Source organism: Variovorax paradoxus (assembly GCF_040544635.1).
Classification (GTDB): domain Bacteria; phylum Pseudomonadota; class Gammaproteobacteria; order Burkholderiales; family Burkholderiaceae_C; genus Variovorax; species Variovorax paradoxus_R.
Genome location: NZ_JBEPKJ010000001.1, coordinates 480253 through 495217, shown reverse-complemented (window position 1 = coordinate 495217; position 14965 = coordinate 480253). Strand labels below are relative to the sequence as shown.

The window sequence follows — 14965 nt, the reverse complement described above, 5'->3', positions numbered from 1 at the left end:
AGAACAGAACACGGCCCAAGGAGACCACGATGAGCCCGCCCGCACGATTCAACTTTGCCGAACACCTGTTCGCCCTCAACCGCGGCCGCGCCGAACGCATCGCCTACATCGACGACCGCGGCACGCTGAGCTACGGCCAGCTCGAAGACCGCGCGCGCCGCCTGGCCGCCGCGCTGAAGGCCGCCGGTGTGCGGCGCGAAGAGCGCGTGCTGCTGCTCATGCTCGACAGCAGCGACTGGCCCGTGAGCTTTCTGGGCTGCCTCTATGCCGGCGCGGTGCCCGTCGCGGTCAACACGCTGCTCACGCCCGAAGACTACGCCTACATGCTCGACCACAGCCGCGCGCAGGCGGCGCTGGTGTCGGGCGCGCTGCTGCCTGGCCTGCAGGAAGCAATGAGCCGCGGTGCGCATGAACTGCACACGCTGATCGTCTCGCAACCAACGGGCGCGCTGCCTGGAGGCGCGCTGGAGTTCGACAGCCTGATCGCCGCCGCCGAGCCGACGGCACCGGCCGCACCCACAGCTTCCGACGACCCGGGTTTCTGGCTGTATTCCTCCGGCTCCACCGGCAAGCCCAAGGGCACGGTCCACACGCATGCCAACCTCTGGTGGACGGCGGAGCTCTACGGCAAGCCGGTGCTCGGACTCACAGAGAACGACGTGTGCTTCTCGGCCGCGAAGATGTACTTTGCGTATGGCCTCGGCAATGCGCTGACCTTTCCGCTCTCAGTGGGTGCCACGGTGGTGCTGATGGCCGAGCGCCCCACGCCCGACGCCACCTTCCGCCGCTGGACCGAGCACAAGCCGACCGTCTTTTTCGGCGCGCCCACGGGTTTTGCCGGCATGCTCGCCTCGCCGAAGCTGCCGGCGCGCGAGCAGGTGGCATTGCGCATGTGCTCTTCCGCCGGCGAGGCGCTGCCGGGCGAGATCGCACAGCGCTTCAAGGCGCACTTCGGCTGCGAGATCATCGACGGCATCGGTTCCACCGAGATGCTGCACATCTTCCTTTCCAACCGCCCCGGCGACGTGCGCTACGGCACCACCGGCAAGCCGGTGGAAGGCTACGAAGTCGAGCTGCGCGGCGAAGACGGCCGCCCGGTGCCCGACGGCGAGGTGGGCGACCTCTACATCCGCGGCCCGAGCGCGGCGCTCATGTACTGGTGCAACCGCGAGAAGTCGCGCGAAACCTTCCAGGGCGGCTGGACCAAGAGCGGCGACAAGTACACGCGCGATGCCGACGGCTACTACACCTACGCGGGCCGCAGCGACGACATGCTGAAGGTCAGCGGCATCTATGTGTCGCCGTTCGAAGTCGAGGCCACGCTGATGCAGCACCCCGCCGTGCTCGAGGCCGCGGTCATCGGCAAGGACGACGCGGACGGGTTGACCAAGACCAAGGCTTTCGTCGTGCTGAAAGATGGCCAGTCGGTCACGGACGAGGAATTGAAGGCGTTCGTGAAGGAGCGTCTTGCACCGTACAAGTACCCGCGCTTTCTGGAGTTCGTGCAGGAGCTGCCGAAGACGGCGACGGGGAAGATTCAGCGGTTCAGGTTGCGCGAGCGGGAGAGGGAGCAACAGCTATGACACCCGACTTCGCCTCCATCAATTGGCGCAACCACGCAGTGCGCATCGAGTGCCAATGGATCGCCCCCGAGCGCACCGATGCCCCCCTCATCGTCTTCCTCCACGAAGGCCTCGGTTCCGTCGCCATGTGGAAGGACTTCCCCGCCCAGGTCTGCGAAGCCGCCAACGCGCGCGGCCTGGTGTTCTCCCGCCCCGGCTACGGCCGCTCCACCCCGCGCGAAGAAAACGAAATCTGGGACGTCGACTTCATGCACCGCCAGGCGCACGAAGTGCTGCCCGCGCTGTTTGCAGCCTTGAAGCTCGGCGACGAAAAGCCCTGGCTCTTCGGCCACAGTGACGGCGGCTCGATCAGCCTGCTGTATGCCTCGCGCTTTCCGGACAGCGTGCAAGGTCTGGTGGTCCTGGCGCCGCACATCTTCGTGGAAGACGTGACCGTCGCGAACATCGAGCAGGCCCGCACCGCCTACCTGGGCACCGACCTGCCGAAGAAGCTCGGCCGCTACCACGACAGCGCCGACTCGGCCTTCTGGGGTTGGAACCGCATCTGGCTGCACCCGCCTTTTCGCGAATGGAACATCGAGGCCAAGCTCGACGCCATCCGCTGCCCGGTGCTGGCCATCCAGGGTATCGACGACGAGTACGGCACGCTCGCGCAGATCCACGGCATCGCGGCGCGCGTCAGTGGATGCGAGCTGCTCGAAATCCCTGAATGCGGGCATTCCCCGCATCGCGATCAGCCGGATCGTGTCATCGTCGCGACCACTTCTTTCATTGCCAAAAACAGGAGACAAACACCATGACCCCATTCACCCCAATTCGCACCGCCCGCCTCGCGCTCACCGCGATTGCATTCGCCGCCCTGGCATCCGCCGCCGGCGCCCAGGGCACCGGCAAACTCAAGGTCGGCCTGATGCTGCCCTACAGCGGCACCTTCACCGCGCTGGGCGTGGCCATTGAAAATGGCTTCAAGCTCTATGTCGATGAAAACGGCGGCAAGCTCGCCGGCCGCGAGATCGAATACTTCAAGGTCGACGACGAGTCCGACCCCGCCAAGGCCACCGACAACGTCAACAAGCTCATCAAGCGCGACAACGTCGACGTGATCGTGGGCACCGTGCATTCGGGCGTCGCCATGGCCATGGCCAAGGCCGCGAAGGAAAGCGGCACCGTGCTCATCGTGCCCAACGCCGGCGCCGACGCGGTCACCGGCCCGATGTGCGCGCCCAACATCTTCCGCAGCTCGTTCAGCAACTGGCAGCCGGCCTACGCCATGGGCGAGGTAGCGGCCAAGCAGCAGGGCAAGAAGAAGATCATGACCATCACCTGGAAGTACGCGGCCGGCGAGGAGTCGGTCAACGGCTTCAAGGAAGGCTTCGAGAAGGCCGGCGGCAAGGTCGACAAGCAGCTCACGCTGCCGTTCCCCAACGTCGAGTTCCAGGCGCTGCTGACCGAGATCGCCGCGGCCAAGCCCGATGCGGTGTATGCCTTCTTCGCGGGCGGCGGCGCAGTGAAGTTCGTCAAGGACTACCAGGCCGCGGGCCTCAACAAGACCATTCCGCTCTACGGCCCGGGCTTCCTGACCGACGGCACGCTCGACGCGCAGGGCGACGCCGCGCAAGGCATGCTGACCACGCTGCACTACGCCGACGGCCTGAATACCGCGCGCGACAACGCGTTCCGCGTGGCGTATGCCAAGTCGTTCAAGCTGCAGCCCGACGTGTATGCGGTGCAAGGCTATGACGCGGCACAGATGCTGGGCGTGGGCCTTGCCGCCGCCAAGGGCGACATCGGCAAGAAGGCCGAGTTCACGGCCGCCATCGAGAAGGCGAAGATCGACAGCCCGCGCGGCGCGTTCACGATGAGCAAGTCGCACAACCCGGTGCAGGACATCTATCTGCGCAAGGTGGAAGGCAAGGAGAACAAGCTGGTGAGCATCGCGATCAAGGGTCTGACGGACCCGGCGCGCGGCTGCAGGATGTGATTGACCCACCCCCGTCCCTCGCTCACTTCGTGTAGCTCGACTCCCCCCTCAAGGGGGCGACACCAGCGGCCCGGCAAAGCCGGTTCCGCGGTGTCCCCCGAACAGTCGCAGGCGCCCGGCGCCTGCTCCTCCCAGCCCAACCGGGGATGATTTCAACGTGGATTTCGGCACCTTTCTCGTCCAGTGCCTGAACTCGGTTCAGTACGGACTCCTGCTCTTCCTGGTGGCCTCGGGGCTCACGCTGATCTTCGGGATCATGGGCGTGATCAACCTCGCCCATGGCAGCTTTTACATGATCGGCGCGTACATGGCGTTCACGCTCGCACCGCTGTTCGGGGACCAGTTTCTGTTGATGCTGGTGGCCGGCGTGGTGCTGGCGGCCATCTTCGGCTACGTGCTCGAATGGGCCTTCTTCAGCTACCTTTACCAGCGCGACCACCTGCAGCAGGTGCTCATGACCTACGGGCTCATTCTGGTGTTCGAGGAGCTGCGCTCCATCCTCGTGGGCAACGACGTGCACGGCGTCAAGGTGCCGGCATGGCTCGACGGCAGCTTTGCGCTCGGCAATGTCATGAGCTACCCGTGGTACCGGCTCTTCGCCTCGGCGGCGTGCATCGTGCTCGCGGTGGCGCTGTACTGGGTGGTGAACCGCACGCGGCTGGGCATGATGATTCGCGCCGGCGCAAGCAACCGCGACATGGTGCGCGGCCTGGGCATCGACGTGAAGCGGCTCTACCGCATCGTGTTTGCGGCCGGCGTGGCGCTTGCGGCGCTGGCCGGGATGATTGCGGCGCCGATGTCTTCGGTGTATCCGAACATGGGCGCGAGCGTGCTCATCATCTGCTTCGTGCTGGTGGTGATCGGCGGCATCGGCTCGATCACGGGTGCCCTCGTGGCCTCGCTGCTGGTGGGCTTCGTCGACACCTTCGGCAAGGTGTTCTTCGCGGACCTCGCCGGCATCGGCATCTACCTCCTGATGGCCATCGTGCTGATATGGAAGCCTGAAGGGCTGATGGGGAGGCGGCCATGACCCAAGTCCACACTTCTTCCATGCGGCGCGGCGCGTTCCTCGTGCCGGTGGTCTGCGCCATTGCCATCGCCGTGCTGGGCCCGCTGATGGGCAACTACGTCTCTGACTTCGTCGTCAAGGTGATGATCCTGTCGATCTTCGCGCTGAGCCTCGAACTGCTCGTCGGCATGACCGGGCTCGTGAGCCTGGGCCATGCGGCGTTCTACGGCATCGGCGCGTATGTCACGGTGCTGGCTTCCGGCAACGAGGGCGGCAACCTCGCGCTGCTGCTGCCGGCGGCCATGGGCGCGGCGGCGCTCTATGCGTTGTTCGTGGGCGCACTGAGCCTGCGCACGCGCGGCGTGTACTTCATCATGGTGACGTTGGCCTTCGCGCAGATGGCCTTCTTCGTGTTCCACGACACCAAGGTAGGCGGCGGCAGCGACGGCATCTACATGTATGTGCGACCCGCCATCGGCAAGCTCGACTTGGAGAACCGCATGGTGCTGTTCTACGTGGTGCTCGCATCGCTGGTGTTCACCTACGGGCTCCTCGCCCTGGTGCGACGCTCGCGCTTCGGCGCGGCGCTCGCGGGCATCCGCGTGAACGAGCAGCGCATGCGCGCGGCGGGTTTTCCGGTGTACGGCTACAAGCTCGCGGCCTTCGTGCTGGCAGGTGCGCTCGCCGGGCTCGCGGGCTTTTTGCTGGCCTCGCGCGACGGCGTGGTCAACCCCGAGCTGATGGCATGGCACAACTCGGGCGAGGTGCTGCTGATGGTGATCCTCGGCGGCCTCGGCCATTTGCGCGGCGCGGTCATCGGTGCCATTGCGTTCACGCTGCTGAAGGAGATCTTCTCGACGCATGCGGTGATGGGGCCCCTGGCGGACCACTGGCAGTTGACGCTGGGGATTGCGATCATCGTGTTCGTGGCATGGCTGCCGAAGGGGCTGATCGGTCTTGTGAAGCGTATCTCGCCCAAGGAGTCCGCATGACCCGCCTCCGTCTTCTGTCTTCCTCCCTCCCCTTCCGGGGGAGGGCCGGGGTGGGGGCACGCGGCGCCACCATCGGGCACTCTGCCTGCCCCCATCCCAACCTTCCCCCAAAGGGGGAAGGAGCAACACCATGAACGCCACCGCTCTTCTTTCCGTTCAAGGCCTCACACGCCGCTTCGGCGGCCTCACCGCCGTCAACGCCGTCACGCTCGACCTGCACGTCGGCGAAGTTCATGCGGTGATCGGCACCAACGGCGCGGGCAAGTCGACGCTCATCAACATGCTCTCGGGTGAGATCGAGGCCTCCGAAGGCCGCATCACGCTCGACGGCGCCGACGTCACGCAGCGCGCGCAATGGCGCCGCGCACGCGCCGGCGTGGGCCGCAGCTACCAGCGCACGACCATCTTCCCGGAGTTCAGCGTGCACGAGAACTGCCGGCTCGCGGCACAGGCCGCCACGGCGCGGCCATGGACGGTGTGGCAATCGTCGCAGCGCTGCGCGGCCAGCAATGCGGCGGCCGATGCGGCACTGGAAGCGGCGGGCCTTTCGAACGAAGCCCAGCGCATTGCCGGCACGCTGAGCCACGGCGCGCAGCGGCAACTCGAAGTGGCGATGTGCCTTGCCACCAAGCCCCGCGTGCTGCTGCTCGACGAGCCGCTCGCGGGCATGGGCGCCGAGGAAACCGACCGCATGCTCACACTGCTTGCGCGGCTGAAGGCCACGCACGCCATCCTGCTGGTGGAGCACGACATGGATGCGGTGTTCCGCGTTGCCGACCGCATCACGGTGATGGTGAACGGTACGGTCATCGCCACCGGCGACCCTCGGTCGATCCGCGAGAACCCCGAAGTGCGCACCGCCTACCTCGGAGAGGACCACTGACATGCTCGTCGTCCGCGATCTCAACACCTACTACGGCAACAGCCACATCCTGCGCGGCGTGCATGCCGGCATACCGGCCGCCACGTCGGTGGGCCTGCTCGGGCGCAACGGCATGGGCAAGACGACGCTGATCCGCAGCATGATGGGCTATGTGCGTCCGGCCTCGGGCGAAGTGCAGGTCGACGGCCGCACCGTGACCGGCTGGCCGCCCGAAAAAATGGCGCGCCTGGGCATCGGCTACGTGCCCGAAGGCCGCGGCATCTTTCCGAACCTCTCGGTGCGCGAGAACCTCGTGATGAGCGAACGCGCGGGCATCGACGGCCGCCGCGCCTGGACCTTCGACCGCGTGATGGCCACCTTTCCGCGGCTGGCCGAGCGGCTCTCGCATGGCGGCCAGCAGCTCTCGGGCGGCGAGCAGCAGATGCTTTCCATCGGCCGCGCGCTCATGACCAATCCGCGCCTGCTGATCCTCGACGAGGCCACCGAAGGGCTCGCACCGTTGATCGTGGCCGAGATCTGGCGCGTGATCGGCGAGATCCGCGCAACCGGCATCGCCACGCTGATCGTCGACCGCGACTACCGCAAGGTGCTTGCGCATACCGATCTGGCGGTGGTGATGGAGAAGGGCCAGATCGTGCGGCATGGGGCATCGGCCGACTTGCTGGCCGAGCCGAAGGCGCTCGAGGAACTGCTGGGCGTGTAGAGCGGGATGTAGAAAGAGCGCATGGCGATGGCACGCGAGATCAGCCTCCTCGACCTTTCGGGCAAGCCCGTGCGCTTCGACGGCAGGATGCTGATGAACGCGGCCGCCACGCCATGGCAGGGCTTTGCGCTGGAGGTGCGCGCCATGCACGGCGACGGCGAAAACCCGGCCTGCTACAACCCGCATCCGCTGCTCGCCTTCTGCATGCGCGGCCATGTGAAATCCGCAATGACCACAGGGCGCCGCACCAGCCACGTCGAGAGCCGGCCCGGCAGCGTGTGCATCTTCGACCAGGGCTACGAGGTCGACCGCGTGACGTGGTCCGGCCAGTGCGACGAAGTGATCGCGCTGGAGATCCGCCCCGAAACCCTGCGCGGCCTGATGCCCGAAAGCGATGGCGAGCTGCACCTGCAGACGCATCTCTCGACCACCGACGCCACGCTGACCTCGCTCGCCATTGCCATGCGGGACGAGGTGGAGCGCGGCTGCACATCGGGCCGCATGCATGCGCAGGGCCTGTCCATGGCATTGGTGAGCTACCTGCAAAGCCGCTACGGCGGCGCGCGCAACGCGAAGCGCGCGCCGGGGCGGCTTTCGCAGGCGGACCTGCGCAAGGTGTACGACTGGGTGATGCAGCACCTGGGCGAAGACTTCGGCATCGACGAACTCGCGGCCGAACTGAACATGAGCGCGGTGCACTTCACGCGCCTCTTCAGGGCCAGCACCGGCTCGACGCCGTACCGCTATGTGATGGAGCAGCGCGTGCGCCACGCACTCACGCTGCTGGAGGGCCGGTTGTCACTCGCCGAGATCGCGCACACGGTCGGGTTCTCGAGCCAGGCGCACTTCACCCAGGTGTTCAAGCAGCTGGTGGGCACCACCCCCGCGCGCGCACGGCTCGGGTAAGTCCCGGTGCGAGGTGAATGGATCCCGCAAGCGATGATCGCTTGTCGATAGACCGGGACGCAGGCGAAAGGCAAATTCGATCTCCACACAACAGGAGACAAGAAGATGCCCCGAACGACCCTGCGCCCCGGACAAAACCCGCGAACCCCTTCCCGCACCGCGGCCCCGGCACTGGCCGCCCTGTGCATGGGCATGTGCGCCGCCGCGGCGCTCACGGCGTGCGGCGGCAGCGGCTCCTCGGGGCCCTCGCTGCCTTTCATTCCCACATCGCCGCCGCCCGCAGGCCCCACAACGCCCACGGCGCTGGCCTGCGACGAAAGCCTGAAGACCGCGTTCAAACCCGATGCGAACACCACCGTCACCGTGGTGAAGCAGTTCAAGCAGGGCGATGACCTGAACCTGGACGGCACGACCTCGGGCAACGTGGCGGCCAGCGACGTGTGCATGGTCAAGCTCAATGTGGGGCCGGGCCATGCGGGGCCTGCGGACGCGCCATCGACCTCGCCGGGCATCGGCATCGAGGTGTGGCTACCCGCAACGGCCAAATGGAACAACCGCCTGCGCGTGCTCGGCGGCGGCGGCTTCGTGGGCGATGCGGGCATCAGCGCCAAGACGCAGATCGGCGGGGCCGGCGCGGCCGCGATTGCGGCGGGCGAAGGTTCGGTGAGCGCAGTCACCGATGCGGGGCATGCATCGAAATCGCCCATCCCCGTGGTGGACGGCTCGTTTGCAATGAACCCCGACGGCACCATCAACACCACGCTCTGGACCGACTTCGCGAGCCGCGGCATCCACGAGATGGCCGTGAAGACCAAGGCGCTCGCGGCCGGCTTCTACCAGCGCGACGCAAAGTACGCCTATTGGGACGGCTGCTCGACCGGCGGCCGGCAGGGCCACATGCAGGCGCAGGTGAACCCCGACGATTTCGACGGCATCCTGGCGGGCAACAGCGCGATCAACTGGACCACCTTCATCACCGCCGAGCTGTACCCCCAGGTCGTGATGCAGCGCGACCTCGGCGGCACGCCGCTCACGCCAGATCAGATGACGCTGGTGTCGTCCGCCGCGGTGAGTGCCTGCGACAGCACGCTCACCGGCCAGCATGAAGGCTTCATCAGCGACCCCGCCGCCTGCAAGTACGACCCCACGCAGGACACCGCCGTGCTGTGCACCGGCAGCGGCGGCAGCAATGCAACGGCCGCCTGCCTGACGACCGTGCAGGCGCAGGCCGTCAACAAGATCTGGTACGGCCAGACGCGCGACGGCAGCGCACCCGTGCCCGCAAGCGACATTGGCTACGGCAGCACGCTGGCGTCGGGCCAGCTCTGGTATGGCCTCACGCGCGGCACCGCGCTCAACAGCCCCGGCATGCCGGGGTTCTCGCTCGCGGATTCCACGGGCGGCGTGCCCAACCCGTTTCCGATTGCGGCGCACCAGGTGGCGCTGAACCTGCAAGACCCGACGATTGCGACGCCCGATTTCATCAATGCAACAGGCAACGGCGCGAACAACTGGAAGGCGCTGTCGTATGCACAACTGGCCAACGCCAGCGATCGCGGCAAGGCGCTGCAAGCGGCCTTCGCGAACATCAACGCCGACAACCCCGACCTCGCCAGGTTCCGCGACCGCGGAGCCAAGCTGCTGACGTATCACGGCCTGGCCGACCAGCTGATCCCGAACTCGGGCACGGCCAACTACTACGAGCGCGCGGCCAAGGCGATGGGCGGCATCGATGAGACGCAGAAGTTCTACCGCTATGTCGAGATTCCGGCGATGGGGCACTGCGCGGGCGTGGGCTCCGTGAACGGTCTGGCCGGCGTGAGCCCCGCGGCGAACCCACCGCTGCCGGCACCGAACCAGTTGTTCGCCGCGCTGACCGATTGGGTCGAGAAAGGCGTGGCGCCCGACAACCTCGTGCTGCAGAACACGGACAAATCGCTCGCACGGCCGCTGTGCACCTATCCGAAGAAGCTTGCGTACCTTGGCGGCGATGTGAAGGCGGCAGCCAGCTTCGCCTGCCGCTGAGCCTTCAGCCCGGCCGCTGCGCCATCAGGAAATCGATGAACACCCGCATGCGCAGCGGCACGTGGCGCCCGTCCGGATACAGCAACGTGTAGGGGCGCGAGCGACCGGCAAAGGGCTTGAGCACTTCGACGAGCGTGCCGTCGGCCAACTCTTTTTCCACCACGAAGCGGTAGGTCTGGAAGAGCCCGGCGTCGCTCTTGGCAAGCGTGACGCCGCCGAGCACGTCGTCGGAGCAGCTGTAGGCGCTATCGGCGAAGACCTCGCGGTCCTTGCCGTTCTCCTTGAAGAGCCATGAGATGCGGCGGCCGCTGCTGGGCAGCTCGAACTGGATGCACTCGTGCGCGGCAAGGTCGTCCAGCGTGCGCGGCGTGCCGGCCTTCTTCAGGTACTTGCGGGTGGCGACCACGACCAGGCCGGCATCTTCCAGGTGCCGCGCGATCAGTGTGGAGTCGGGCTGGGCGCGCACACGCACGGCCATGTCGTAGCCCTCTTCGACGAAGTCGATGTTGCGGTTGCTCAGGTGCACGTGCAGCCGGATGTCGGGAAAGCGTTCGCGGAACGCCGGCAGCAGCGGCAGGATGCGGTGGTGGCCGTAGGTGGTGGGCACGCTGATGCGCAGCGTGCCCGAAGGCTGCGCCTGCTGGCCCATGACCTCTCGCTCGGCCTCGGCGAGCTGTGCGAGCGCCTGGCGGCATTGCGCGAAGTAGGAGCGGCCCGCGTCGGTGAGCCGCACGCTGCGCGTGGTGCGCACGAACAGGCGCAGGCCCAGCCGCTTCTCGAGCCGCGAGATCGAGCGGCTCACGGCCGCCGGTGTCACGCCCGCCGCGAGCGCCGCCGACGTGAAGCCGCCCGTTTCCGCCGCGAGGCAAAACAACTCGATGCTGCCCAGAAGGATGTCGCCGAACTGCCGTTGCATGGTTTGATTACCTCATGTATCAATTGAAGTGCGAGTCTAGTGATTTATCTATGTCTGCGTCATCAATACAGTTCTCCCCACGTCATCAACTTCTGGAGAACCCGACATGCAAGACAGCAGCACTTCATCCACGGTCGTCATCACCGGCGCCTCGAGCGGCATCGGGCTGGGCCTGGCCGAGGCCTACCTCGAACGCGGCTTCAACGTGGTCGCCAATGCACGCACCGACGAGCGGCTCGCGGCCACGGCAAAGCAGCTCGGCAACCCGGCGCGCTTTCTCGGCGTCGCCGGCGACATCGGCCAGCGCGCGACCGCGCAGCAGCTCATCGACCGCGCCGTGGAGCGCTTCGGCCACGTCGACGTGCTCATCAACAACGCGGGCATCTTCAACGCCAAGCCCTTCGTCGAGTACACCGAGGAAGAGCTGGACCAGCTGGTGGCCACCAACCTCAAGGGCTTCGTCTACGCCTCGCAGGCCGCCGCGAAGCACATGGTCGCGCGCCGCCGGGGCCACATCGTGAACATCACCGCGAGCATCGCGCTGCAGCCGAACCAGCAGGTGCCGGCCCTGCTGCCGGTGCTGATCAAGGGCGGCATCAACGCCGCGACCCGGGCGCTGGCGCTCGAGCTTGCGCCGCACAACGTCAAGGTGAATGCAGTGGCGCCCGGCATCGTCGACACGCCGCTGTACACGCCCGAGCAGCACGGCTTTCTCAACGGCCTGTCGCCCTCGGGCCGCATCGCGCAGGTGCGCGAGATCGCCGACGCGGTGCTCTACCTCACGAACGCCGATTTCACGACGGGCGTGGTGCTGCCGGTGGACGGCGGCATGAGCACGGGCAAGTGGTAACCCCCTCGTTCATCCATCCATCCAAGGAGCACACCATGCCTTTCATCAACCTGAAGATCACCCGCGACGGCGTCACGCGCGAACAGAAAACCCAGGTCATCGCCGAGTTCACGGAAACGCTTGAACGCGTGCTGAACAAGCCGCCCGAATGGACGCACATCGTCATCGAGGAGATCGATACCGACGACTGGGGCTTCGCAGGCCTGACGACGACCGAGTACCGCAAGCGGTTGGCGGAAAAGGCGAAGCCGGCGAAGTGAAGGTTCCGGCGCGGCGCGCCTATTCGATGAACCGCCGCAGCCCTTCCAGGTCGATCACGGTGATGCCGCCGTACTCGATGCGCAAGAACCCGGCTTCCTTCAGCCGGTTCAACGCCGCATTGCACCGCTGCCGCGACACCCCCGAAAGATTGGCGATCTCCTCCTGCGAGGTCTGCAGATGCAGCTCGCTGCCCGGATACAGCCACGGATGGAACAGCCCCGCCAGCGCGCGGGCCACCAAGCTGTCTGCGTCGAGCAGCCGGTGCGCCGCGTAGTTGCCCATGAACCAGTGCAGCCGCTCGTTGAGCTGCTGCAGCAGAAAGTGATCGAAGCCGCGCTGCGTGCGGTGCAGCCACTCGAAAGTCTCCAGCGGTATTTGGGCCACACGGCTGGGCCGCAGCGCAATGACGTCGGCCGATCGCGGAGCGGCGCGCAGCAGCGTGCCTTCGCCGAACCAGCAGCCGACCGAGAGCCCCCCGAAGGTGACCGAGCGGCCGTCGCTGGAGGTAATGGACCACTTGAGCAAGCCTTCGAGCGTGCCGTACCAGTGCAGCGGCGTATCGCCGCGACGGCACAGCGCGGCGCCGGCCGCGACTTCGACCTCGCGGATTTCGTCGAGCACGCGCTCGCGCGCCGCTTCGTCGAGCAGCGGAAACCAGGCCGAGCGCTGAAGCAGCTGTGGAACCGTCAGCGATGCCGCCTTGATGGCCGGCTTCGTCGTGGACATGAAAAGAAAGCTCCTGATGGCGTGGAAATGGGGCCGCGCCGCGTAAACCCTGACTCCAAATGTCGTCGCAATGACTGAGTGTGCCTGCCCCTCCAAAAAATAATAGCGCGCCCCTCATGAACGAAGACACCAGGAGACCCGGAGCATGTCGTCGAAGCGCAAAGTGATCGTGACCATCGCCCCCACCGGCGGCATGGCGCACAAGTCGCAGAACCCCCACCTCCCCACCCAGCCCGACGAAATCGCGGCCGACGTGCTGCGCTGCTGGAACGCCGGCGCCAGCGTGGCGGCCATCCACGCACGCCGCCAGGACGACGGCGCCACCTGCGACGCCGACGTGTACCGCGACATCAACAGCCGCATCCGCGCGGGCGGCTGCGACATCGTCATCAACAACTCCACGGGCGGCGGCGTGCACGGCGACATGGTGAAGCCGCTGGCGGGCGACCGCTGGGAAATTGCCTGGGAAGAGCGCATCAAGGGCATGGACGCCGGCGCCGAGATGTGCACGCTGGACGCCACCACGCTGAACCTGAGCTTCGAGGGCAAGCAGATCCTGATGGACACGCCCATTACCCGCGGCCGCGAACTCGCCGCCGGCATGAAGGCGCGCGGCATCAAGCCCGAGTGGGAGGTGTTCAGCCCCACGCACATCCTGCAGGACACGACCACGCTGATCGAAGAAGGCCACGACGACGAGCCCTACTTCATCAACCTGGTGATGAACGTGCACCGCAACTTCCAGAACGCGATGCCGTACTCGCCGCGCTTCCTGCAGATGATGGTCGACACCTTGCCCAAGGGCAGCATCTTCGGCGTGAGCGGCATCGGCACCTCGCAGCTCGAAGCCAACGTGACGGCGCTGCTGCTGGGCGGGCATGCGCGCGTGGGGCTGGAAGACAACCTTTATTTCCGCCACGGCGAGCTCGCCACCAACGTGCAGCTGACCGAACGCATCGTGCGCGTTATCCGCGAGCTCGATATGGAAGTTGCCACACCGGCCGAAGCAAGGTCCATGATGGGGCTCCCCCGCAGAGGTGGCCCGCGTCCCGAATTCGCGCCGCGCTGAAGCGGCCGATCAATCCCGCAGAAACCCGCCAGAAACCTCGGCAGAAAAACAGGAGACATCCCATGAACACCCGCCGCCACTTCCTCCACACGCTGGGCGCAGCCACTGCGCTGGGCGCCCTCTCGCCGCTGGCCGCGCTGGCCCAGGCGCTCGAGCAGGTCAAGATCTACTACGGCTTTCCGGCCGGCAGCGCCGGCGACAGCGTGGCGCGCCGCGTGGGCGAAAAGCTCGCGGGCTCGGCCTATACCCGCAACATGGCCGTGGTCGAGAACAAGCCGGGCGCCGGCGGCCGCATTGCGCTGGAAACCCTCAAGAGCGCGCCGGCCGACGGCAGCGTGCTGGCGCTGTCGCCGTTCTCGTGCACCTCGATCTACCCGCACATCTACAGCAAGCTCAGCTACGACCCGAGCAAGGATTTCGTGCCGGTGTCGATTGCCGCCGTCATGCACCACGGCCTGGCGGTCGGACCGCTGGTGCCGCCCGAGGTGCGCACGGTCAAAGACTTCCTGGCCTGGGCCAAGGCCAACCCGAACCAGGCCAGCTACGGCTCGCCGGCGGCCGGCTCGACGCCGCATTTCATCGGCGCGCTGCTGGGCCTGAACAACGGGGTCGAGCTGAAGCACGTGCCCTACCGCGGCTCCATTCCCGGCGTGACCGACGTGGTGGGCGGGCAGATCGCCGCCATGGTCACCCCCAGCGGCGACTTCATTCCCAACCACAAGGCCGGCAAGCTGCGGCTGCTGGCCACCTCGGGCAAGGCGCGCTCGCCCTTCTCGCCGGAAGTGCCGACCTTTGCCGAACAGGGCTTCGGGGAGCTGACCACCGAGGAGTGGTTCGGCTTCTATGCACCGGCCAAGACGCCCGCCAGCGTGGTGGCAACGGCCAATGCGGCGATCAACGCGGCCATCAAGGAAAAGGTGGTGACGGACAGCCTGGCCGTGGTGGGCCTGATTGCCCAGGGCTCCACGGCCGAGGAAATGGCGCGCTCGCAGCGGGCCGAAGCTGACCGCTGGGGTCCGCTGGTGAAGAAGATCGGCTTCACAGCAGACTCCTGAGGCCAT

15 protein-coding genes are annotated in these 14965 nt (G+C 66.7%); 13 read left to right on the top strand and 2 right to left on the bottom strand.

Annotated features, from left to right (window positions below):
- Window positions 1-29 precede the first annotated feature (29 nt).
- The 9 genes from ABIC94_RS02445 to ABIC94_RS02405 all read left to right on the top strand — a co-directional run bounded on the left by ABIC94_RS02445 (window position 30) and on the right by ABIC94_RS02405 (window position 10082).
- A complete protein-coding gene (locus tag ABIC94_RS02445) occupies window positions 30-1583 on the top strand; it encodes a benzoate-CoA ligase family protein (RefSeq protein WP_354371070.1) in 1554 nt (517 codons plus the stop codon).
- Window positions 1580-2383 (top strand): alpha/beta fold hydrolase, encoded by an 804-nt coding sequence (locus tag ABIC94_RS02440; protein WP_354371068.1) that lies wholly within the window; start codon window positions 1580-1582, stop codon window positions 2381-2383. Before ABIC94_RS02445 ends, ABIC94_RS02440 begins: the two co-directional genes overlap by 4 nt.
- Window positions 2380-3564: an ABC transporter substrate-binding protein gene (locus tag ABIC94_RS02435; protein ID WP_354371066.1), complete on the top strand. Its 1185-nt coding sequence runs from the start codon at window positions 2380-2382 to the stop codon at window positions 3562-3564. The genes ABIC94_RS02440 and ABIC94_RS02435 overlap by 4 nt, the downstream gene beginning before the upstream one ends.
- Before the next feature lie 157 nt (window positions 3565-3721).
- Complete coding sequence (locus ABIC94_RS02430; RefSeq protein ID WP_354371065.1) at window positions 3722-4594, top strand: branched-chain amino acid ABC transporter permease; 873 nt, start codon at window positions 3722-3724, stop codon at window positions 4592-4594.
- Window positions 4591-5565: a branched-chain amino acid ABC transporter permease gene (locus tag ABIC94_RS02425; protein WP_354371064.1), complete on the top strand. Its 975-nt coding sequence runs from the start codon at window positions 4591-4593 to the stop codon at window positions 5563-5565. Before ABIC94_RS02430 ends, ABIC94_RS02425 begins: the two co-directional genes overlap by 4 nt.
- Window positions 5566-5695: 130 nt before the next feature.
- On the top strand, window positions 5696-6448 hold the full coding sequence (locus ABIC94_RS02420) for an ABC transporter ATP-binding protein (RefSeq protein WP_337298368.1): 753 nt from the start codon (window positions 5696-5698) through the stop codon (window positions 6446-6448).
- Between the two features lies 1 nt (window position 6449).
- On the top strand, window positions 6450-7151 hold the full coding sequence (locus tag ABIC94_RS02415; RefSeq protein ID WP_126746614.1) for an ABC transporter ATP-binding protein: 702 nt from the start codon (window positions 6450-6452) through the stop codon (window positions 7149-7151).
- Between the two features lie 21 nt (window positions 7152-7172).
- Window positions 7173-8057 carry a helix-turn-helix domain-containing protein gene (locus tag ABIC94_RS02410; RefSeq protein WP_354371061.1) on the top strand — a complete coding sequence of 295 codons (885 nt, stop codon included), beginning with the start codon at window positions 7173-7175 and terminating at the stop codon, window positions 8055-8057.
- A gap of 105 nt (window positions 8058-8162) precedes the next feature.
- Complete coding sequence (locus ABIC94_RS02405) at window positions 8163-10082, top strand: tannase/feruloyl esterase family alpha/beta hydrolase (RefSeq protein WP_354371060.1); 1920 nt, start codon at window positions 8163-8165, stop codon at window positions 10080-10082.
- A gap of 4 nt (window positions 10083-10086) precedes the next feature.
- On the opposite strand, the gene ABIC94_RS02400 is transcribed toward ABIC94_RS02405, so the two are convergent.
- On the bottom strand, window positions 10087-10998 hold the full coding sequence (locus tag ABIC94_RS02400) for a LysR family transcriptional regulator (RefSeq protein ID WP_354371059.1): 912 nt from the start codon (window positions 10996-10998) through the stop codon (window positions 10087-10089).
- Window positions 10999-11104: 106 nt separating this feature from the next.
- Between ABIC94_RS02400 and ABIC94_RS02395 the strand changes: the two genes are divergently transcribed.
- Window positions 11105-11848, top strand: a complete 744-nt coding sequence (locus ABIC94_RS02395) for an SDR family NAD(P)-dependent oxidoreductase (RefSeq protein WP_354371057.1) — start codon at window positions 11105-11107, stop codon at window positions 11846-11848.
- Between the two features lie 35 nt (window positions 11849-11883).
- Window positions 11884-12108, top strand: coding sequence for a tautomerase family protein (locus ABIC94_RS02390; RefSeq protein ID WP_157611192.1), 225 nt, complete (start codon window positions 11884-11886; stop codon window positions 12106-12108).
- A 19-nt stretch (window positions 12109-12127) separates the two neighbouring features.
- Here ABIC94_RS02390 and ABIC94_RS02385 read toward each other — a convergent pair whose 3' ends face one another.
- The gene (locus ABIC94_RS02385; RefSeq protein WP_354371054.1) at window positions 12128-12835 is read right to left on the bottom strand and encodes a Crp/Fnr family transcriptional regulator; all 708 of its coding nucleotides are present in this window, start codon (window positions 12833-12835) and stop codon (window positions 12128-12130) included.
- Between the two features lie 145 nt (window positions 12836-12980).
- Between ABIC94_RS02385 and ABIC94_RS02380 the strand changes: the two genes are divergently transcribed.
- Both ABIC94_RS02380 and ABIC94_RS02375 read left to right on the top strand, forming a co-directional pair.
- Window positions 12981-13904, top strand: coding sequence for a 3-keto-5-aminohexanoate cleavage protein (locus tag ABIC94_RS02380; RefSeq protein ID WP_354371052.1), 924 nt, complete (start codon window positions 12981-12983; stop codon window positions 13902-13904).
- A 62-nt stretch (window positions 13905-13966) separates the two neighbouring features.
- Window positions 13967-14959 (top strand): Bug family tripartite tricarboxylate transporter substrate binding protein, encoded by a 993-nt coding sequence (locus tag ABIC94_RS02375; protein ID WP_354371051.1) that lies wholly within the window; start codon window positions 13967-13969, stop codon window positions 14957-14959.
- Window positions 14960-14965 lie beyond the last annotated feature (6 nt).

What these genes read in the sequence shown, in the direction of transcription:
- ABIC94_RS02375 (WP_354371051.1), top strand. Translation starts at nt 13,967, where the DNA reads ATGAACACCCGCCGCCACTTCCTCCACACGCTGGGCGCAGCCACTGCG.
- ABIC94_RS02390 (WP_157611192.1), top strand. Translation starts at nt 11,884, where the DNA reads ATGCCTTTCATCAACCTGAAGATCACCCGCGACGGCGTCACGCGCGAA.
- ABIC94_RS02435 (WP_354371066.1), top strand. Translation starts at nt 2,380, where the DNA reads ATGACCCCATTCACCCCAATTCGCACCGCCCGCCTCGCGCTCACCGCG.
- ABIC94_RS02405 (WP_354371060.1), top strand. Translation starts at nt 8,163, where the DNA reads ATGCCCCGAACGACCCTGCGCCCCGGACAAAACCCGCGAACCCCTTCC.
- ABIC94_RS02410 (WP_354371061.1), top strand. Translation starts at nt 7,173, where the DNA reads ATGGCGATGGCACGCGAGATCAGCCTCCTCGACCTTTCGGGCAAGCCC.
- ABIC94_RS02385 (WP_354371054.1), bottom strand. Translation starts at nt 12,835, where the DNA reads ATGTCCACGACGAAGCCGGCCATCAAGGCGGCATCGCTGACGGTTCCA.
- ABIC94_RS02445 (WP_354371070.1), top strand. Translation starts at nt 30, where the DNA reads ATGAGCCCGCCCGCACGATTCAACTTTGCCGAACACCTGTTCGCCCTC.
- ABIC94_RS02415 (WP_126746614.1), top strand. Translation starts at nt 6,450, where the DNA reads ATGCTCGTCGTCCGCGATCTCAACACCTACTACGGCAACAGCCACATC.
- ABIC94_RS02400 (WP_354371059.1), bottom strand. Translation starts at nt 10,998, where the DNA reads ATGCAACGGCAGTTCGGCGACATCCTTCTGGGCAGCATCGAGTTGTTT.
- ABIC94_RS02380 (WP_354371052.1), top strand. Translation starts at nt 12,981, where the DNA reads ATGTCGTCGAAGCGCAAAGTGATCGTGACCATCGCCCCCACCGGCGGC.
- ABIC94_RS02425 (WP_354371064.1), top strand. Translation starts at nt 4,591, where the DNA reads ATGACCCAAGTCCACACTTCTTCCATGCGGCGCGGCGCGTTCCTCGTG.
- ABIC94_RS02420 (WP_337298368.1), top strand. Translation starts at nt 5,696, where the DNA reads ATGAACGCCACCGCTCTTCTTTCCGTTCAAGGCCTCACACGCCGCTTC.
- ABIC94_RS02440 (WP_354371068.1), top strand. Translation starts at nt 1,580, where the DNA reads ATGACACCCGACTTCGCCTCCATCAATTGGCGCAACCACGCAGTGCGC.
- ABIC94_RS02395 (WP_354371057.1), top strand. Translation starts at nt 11,105, where the DNA reads ATGCAAGACAGCAGCACTTCATCCACGGTCGTCATCACCGGCGCCTCG.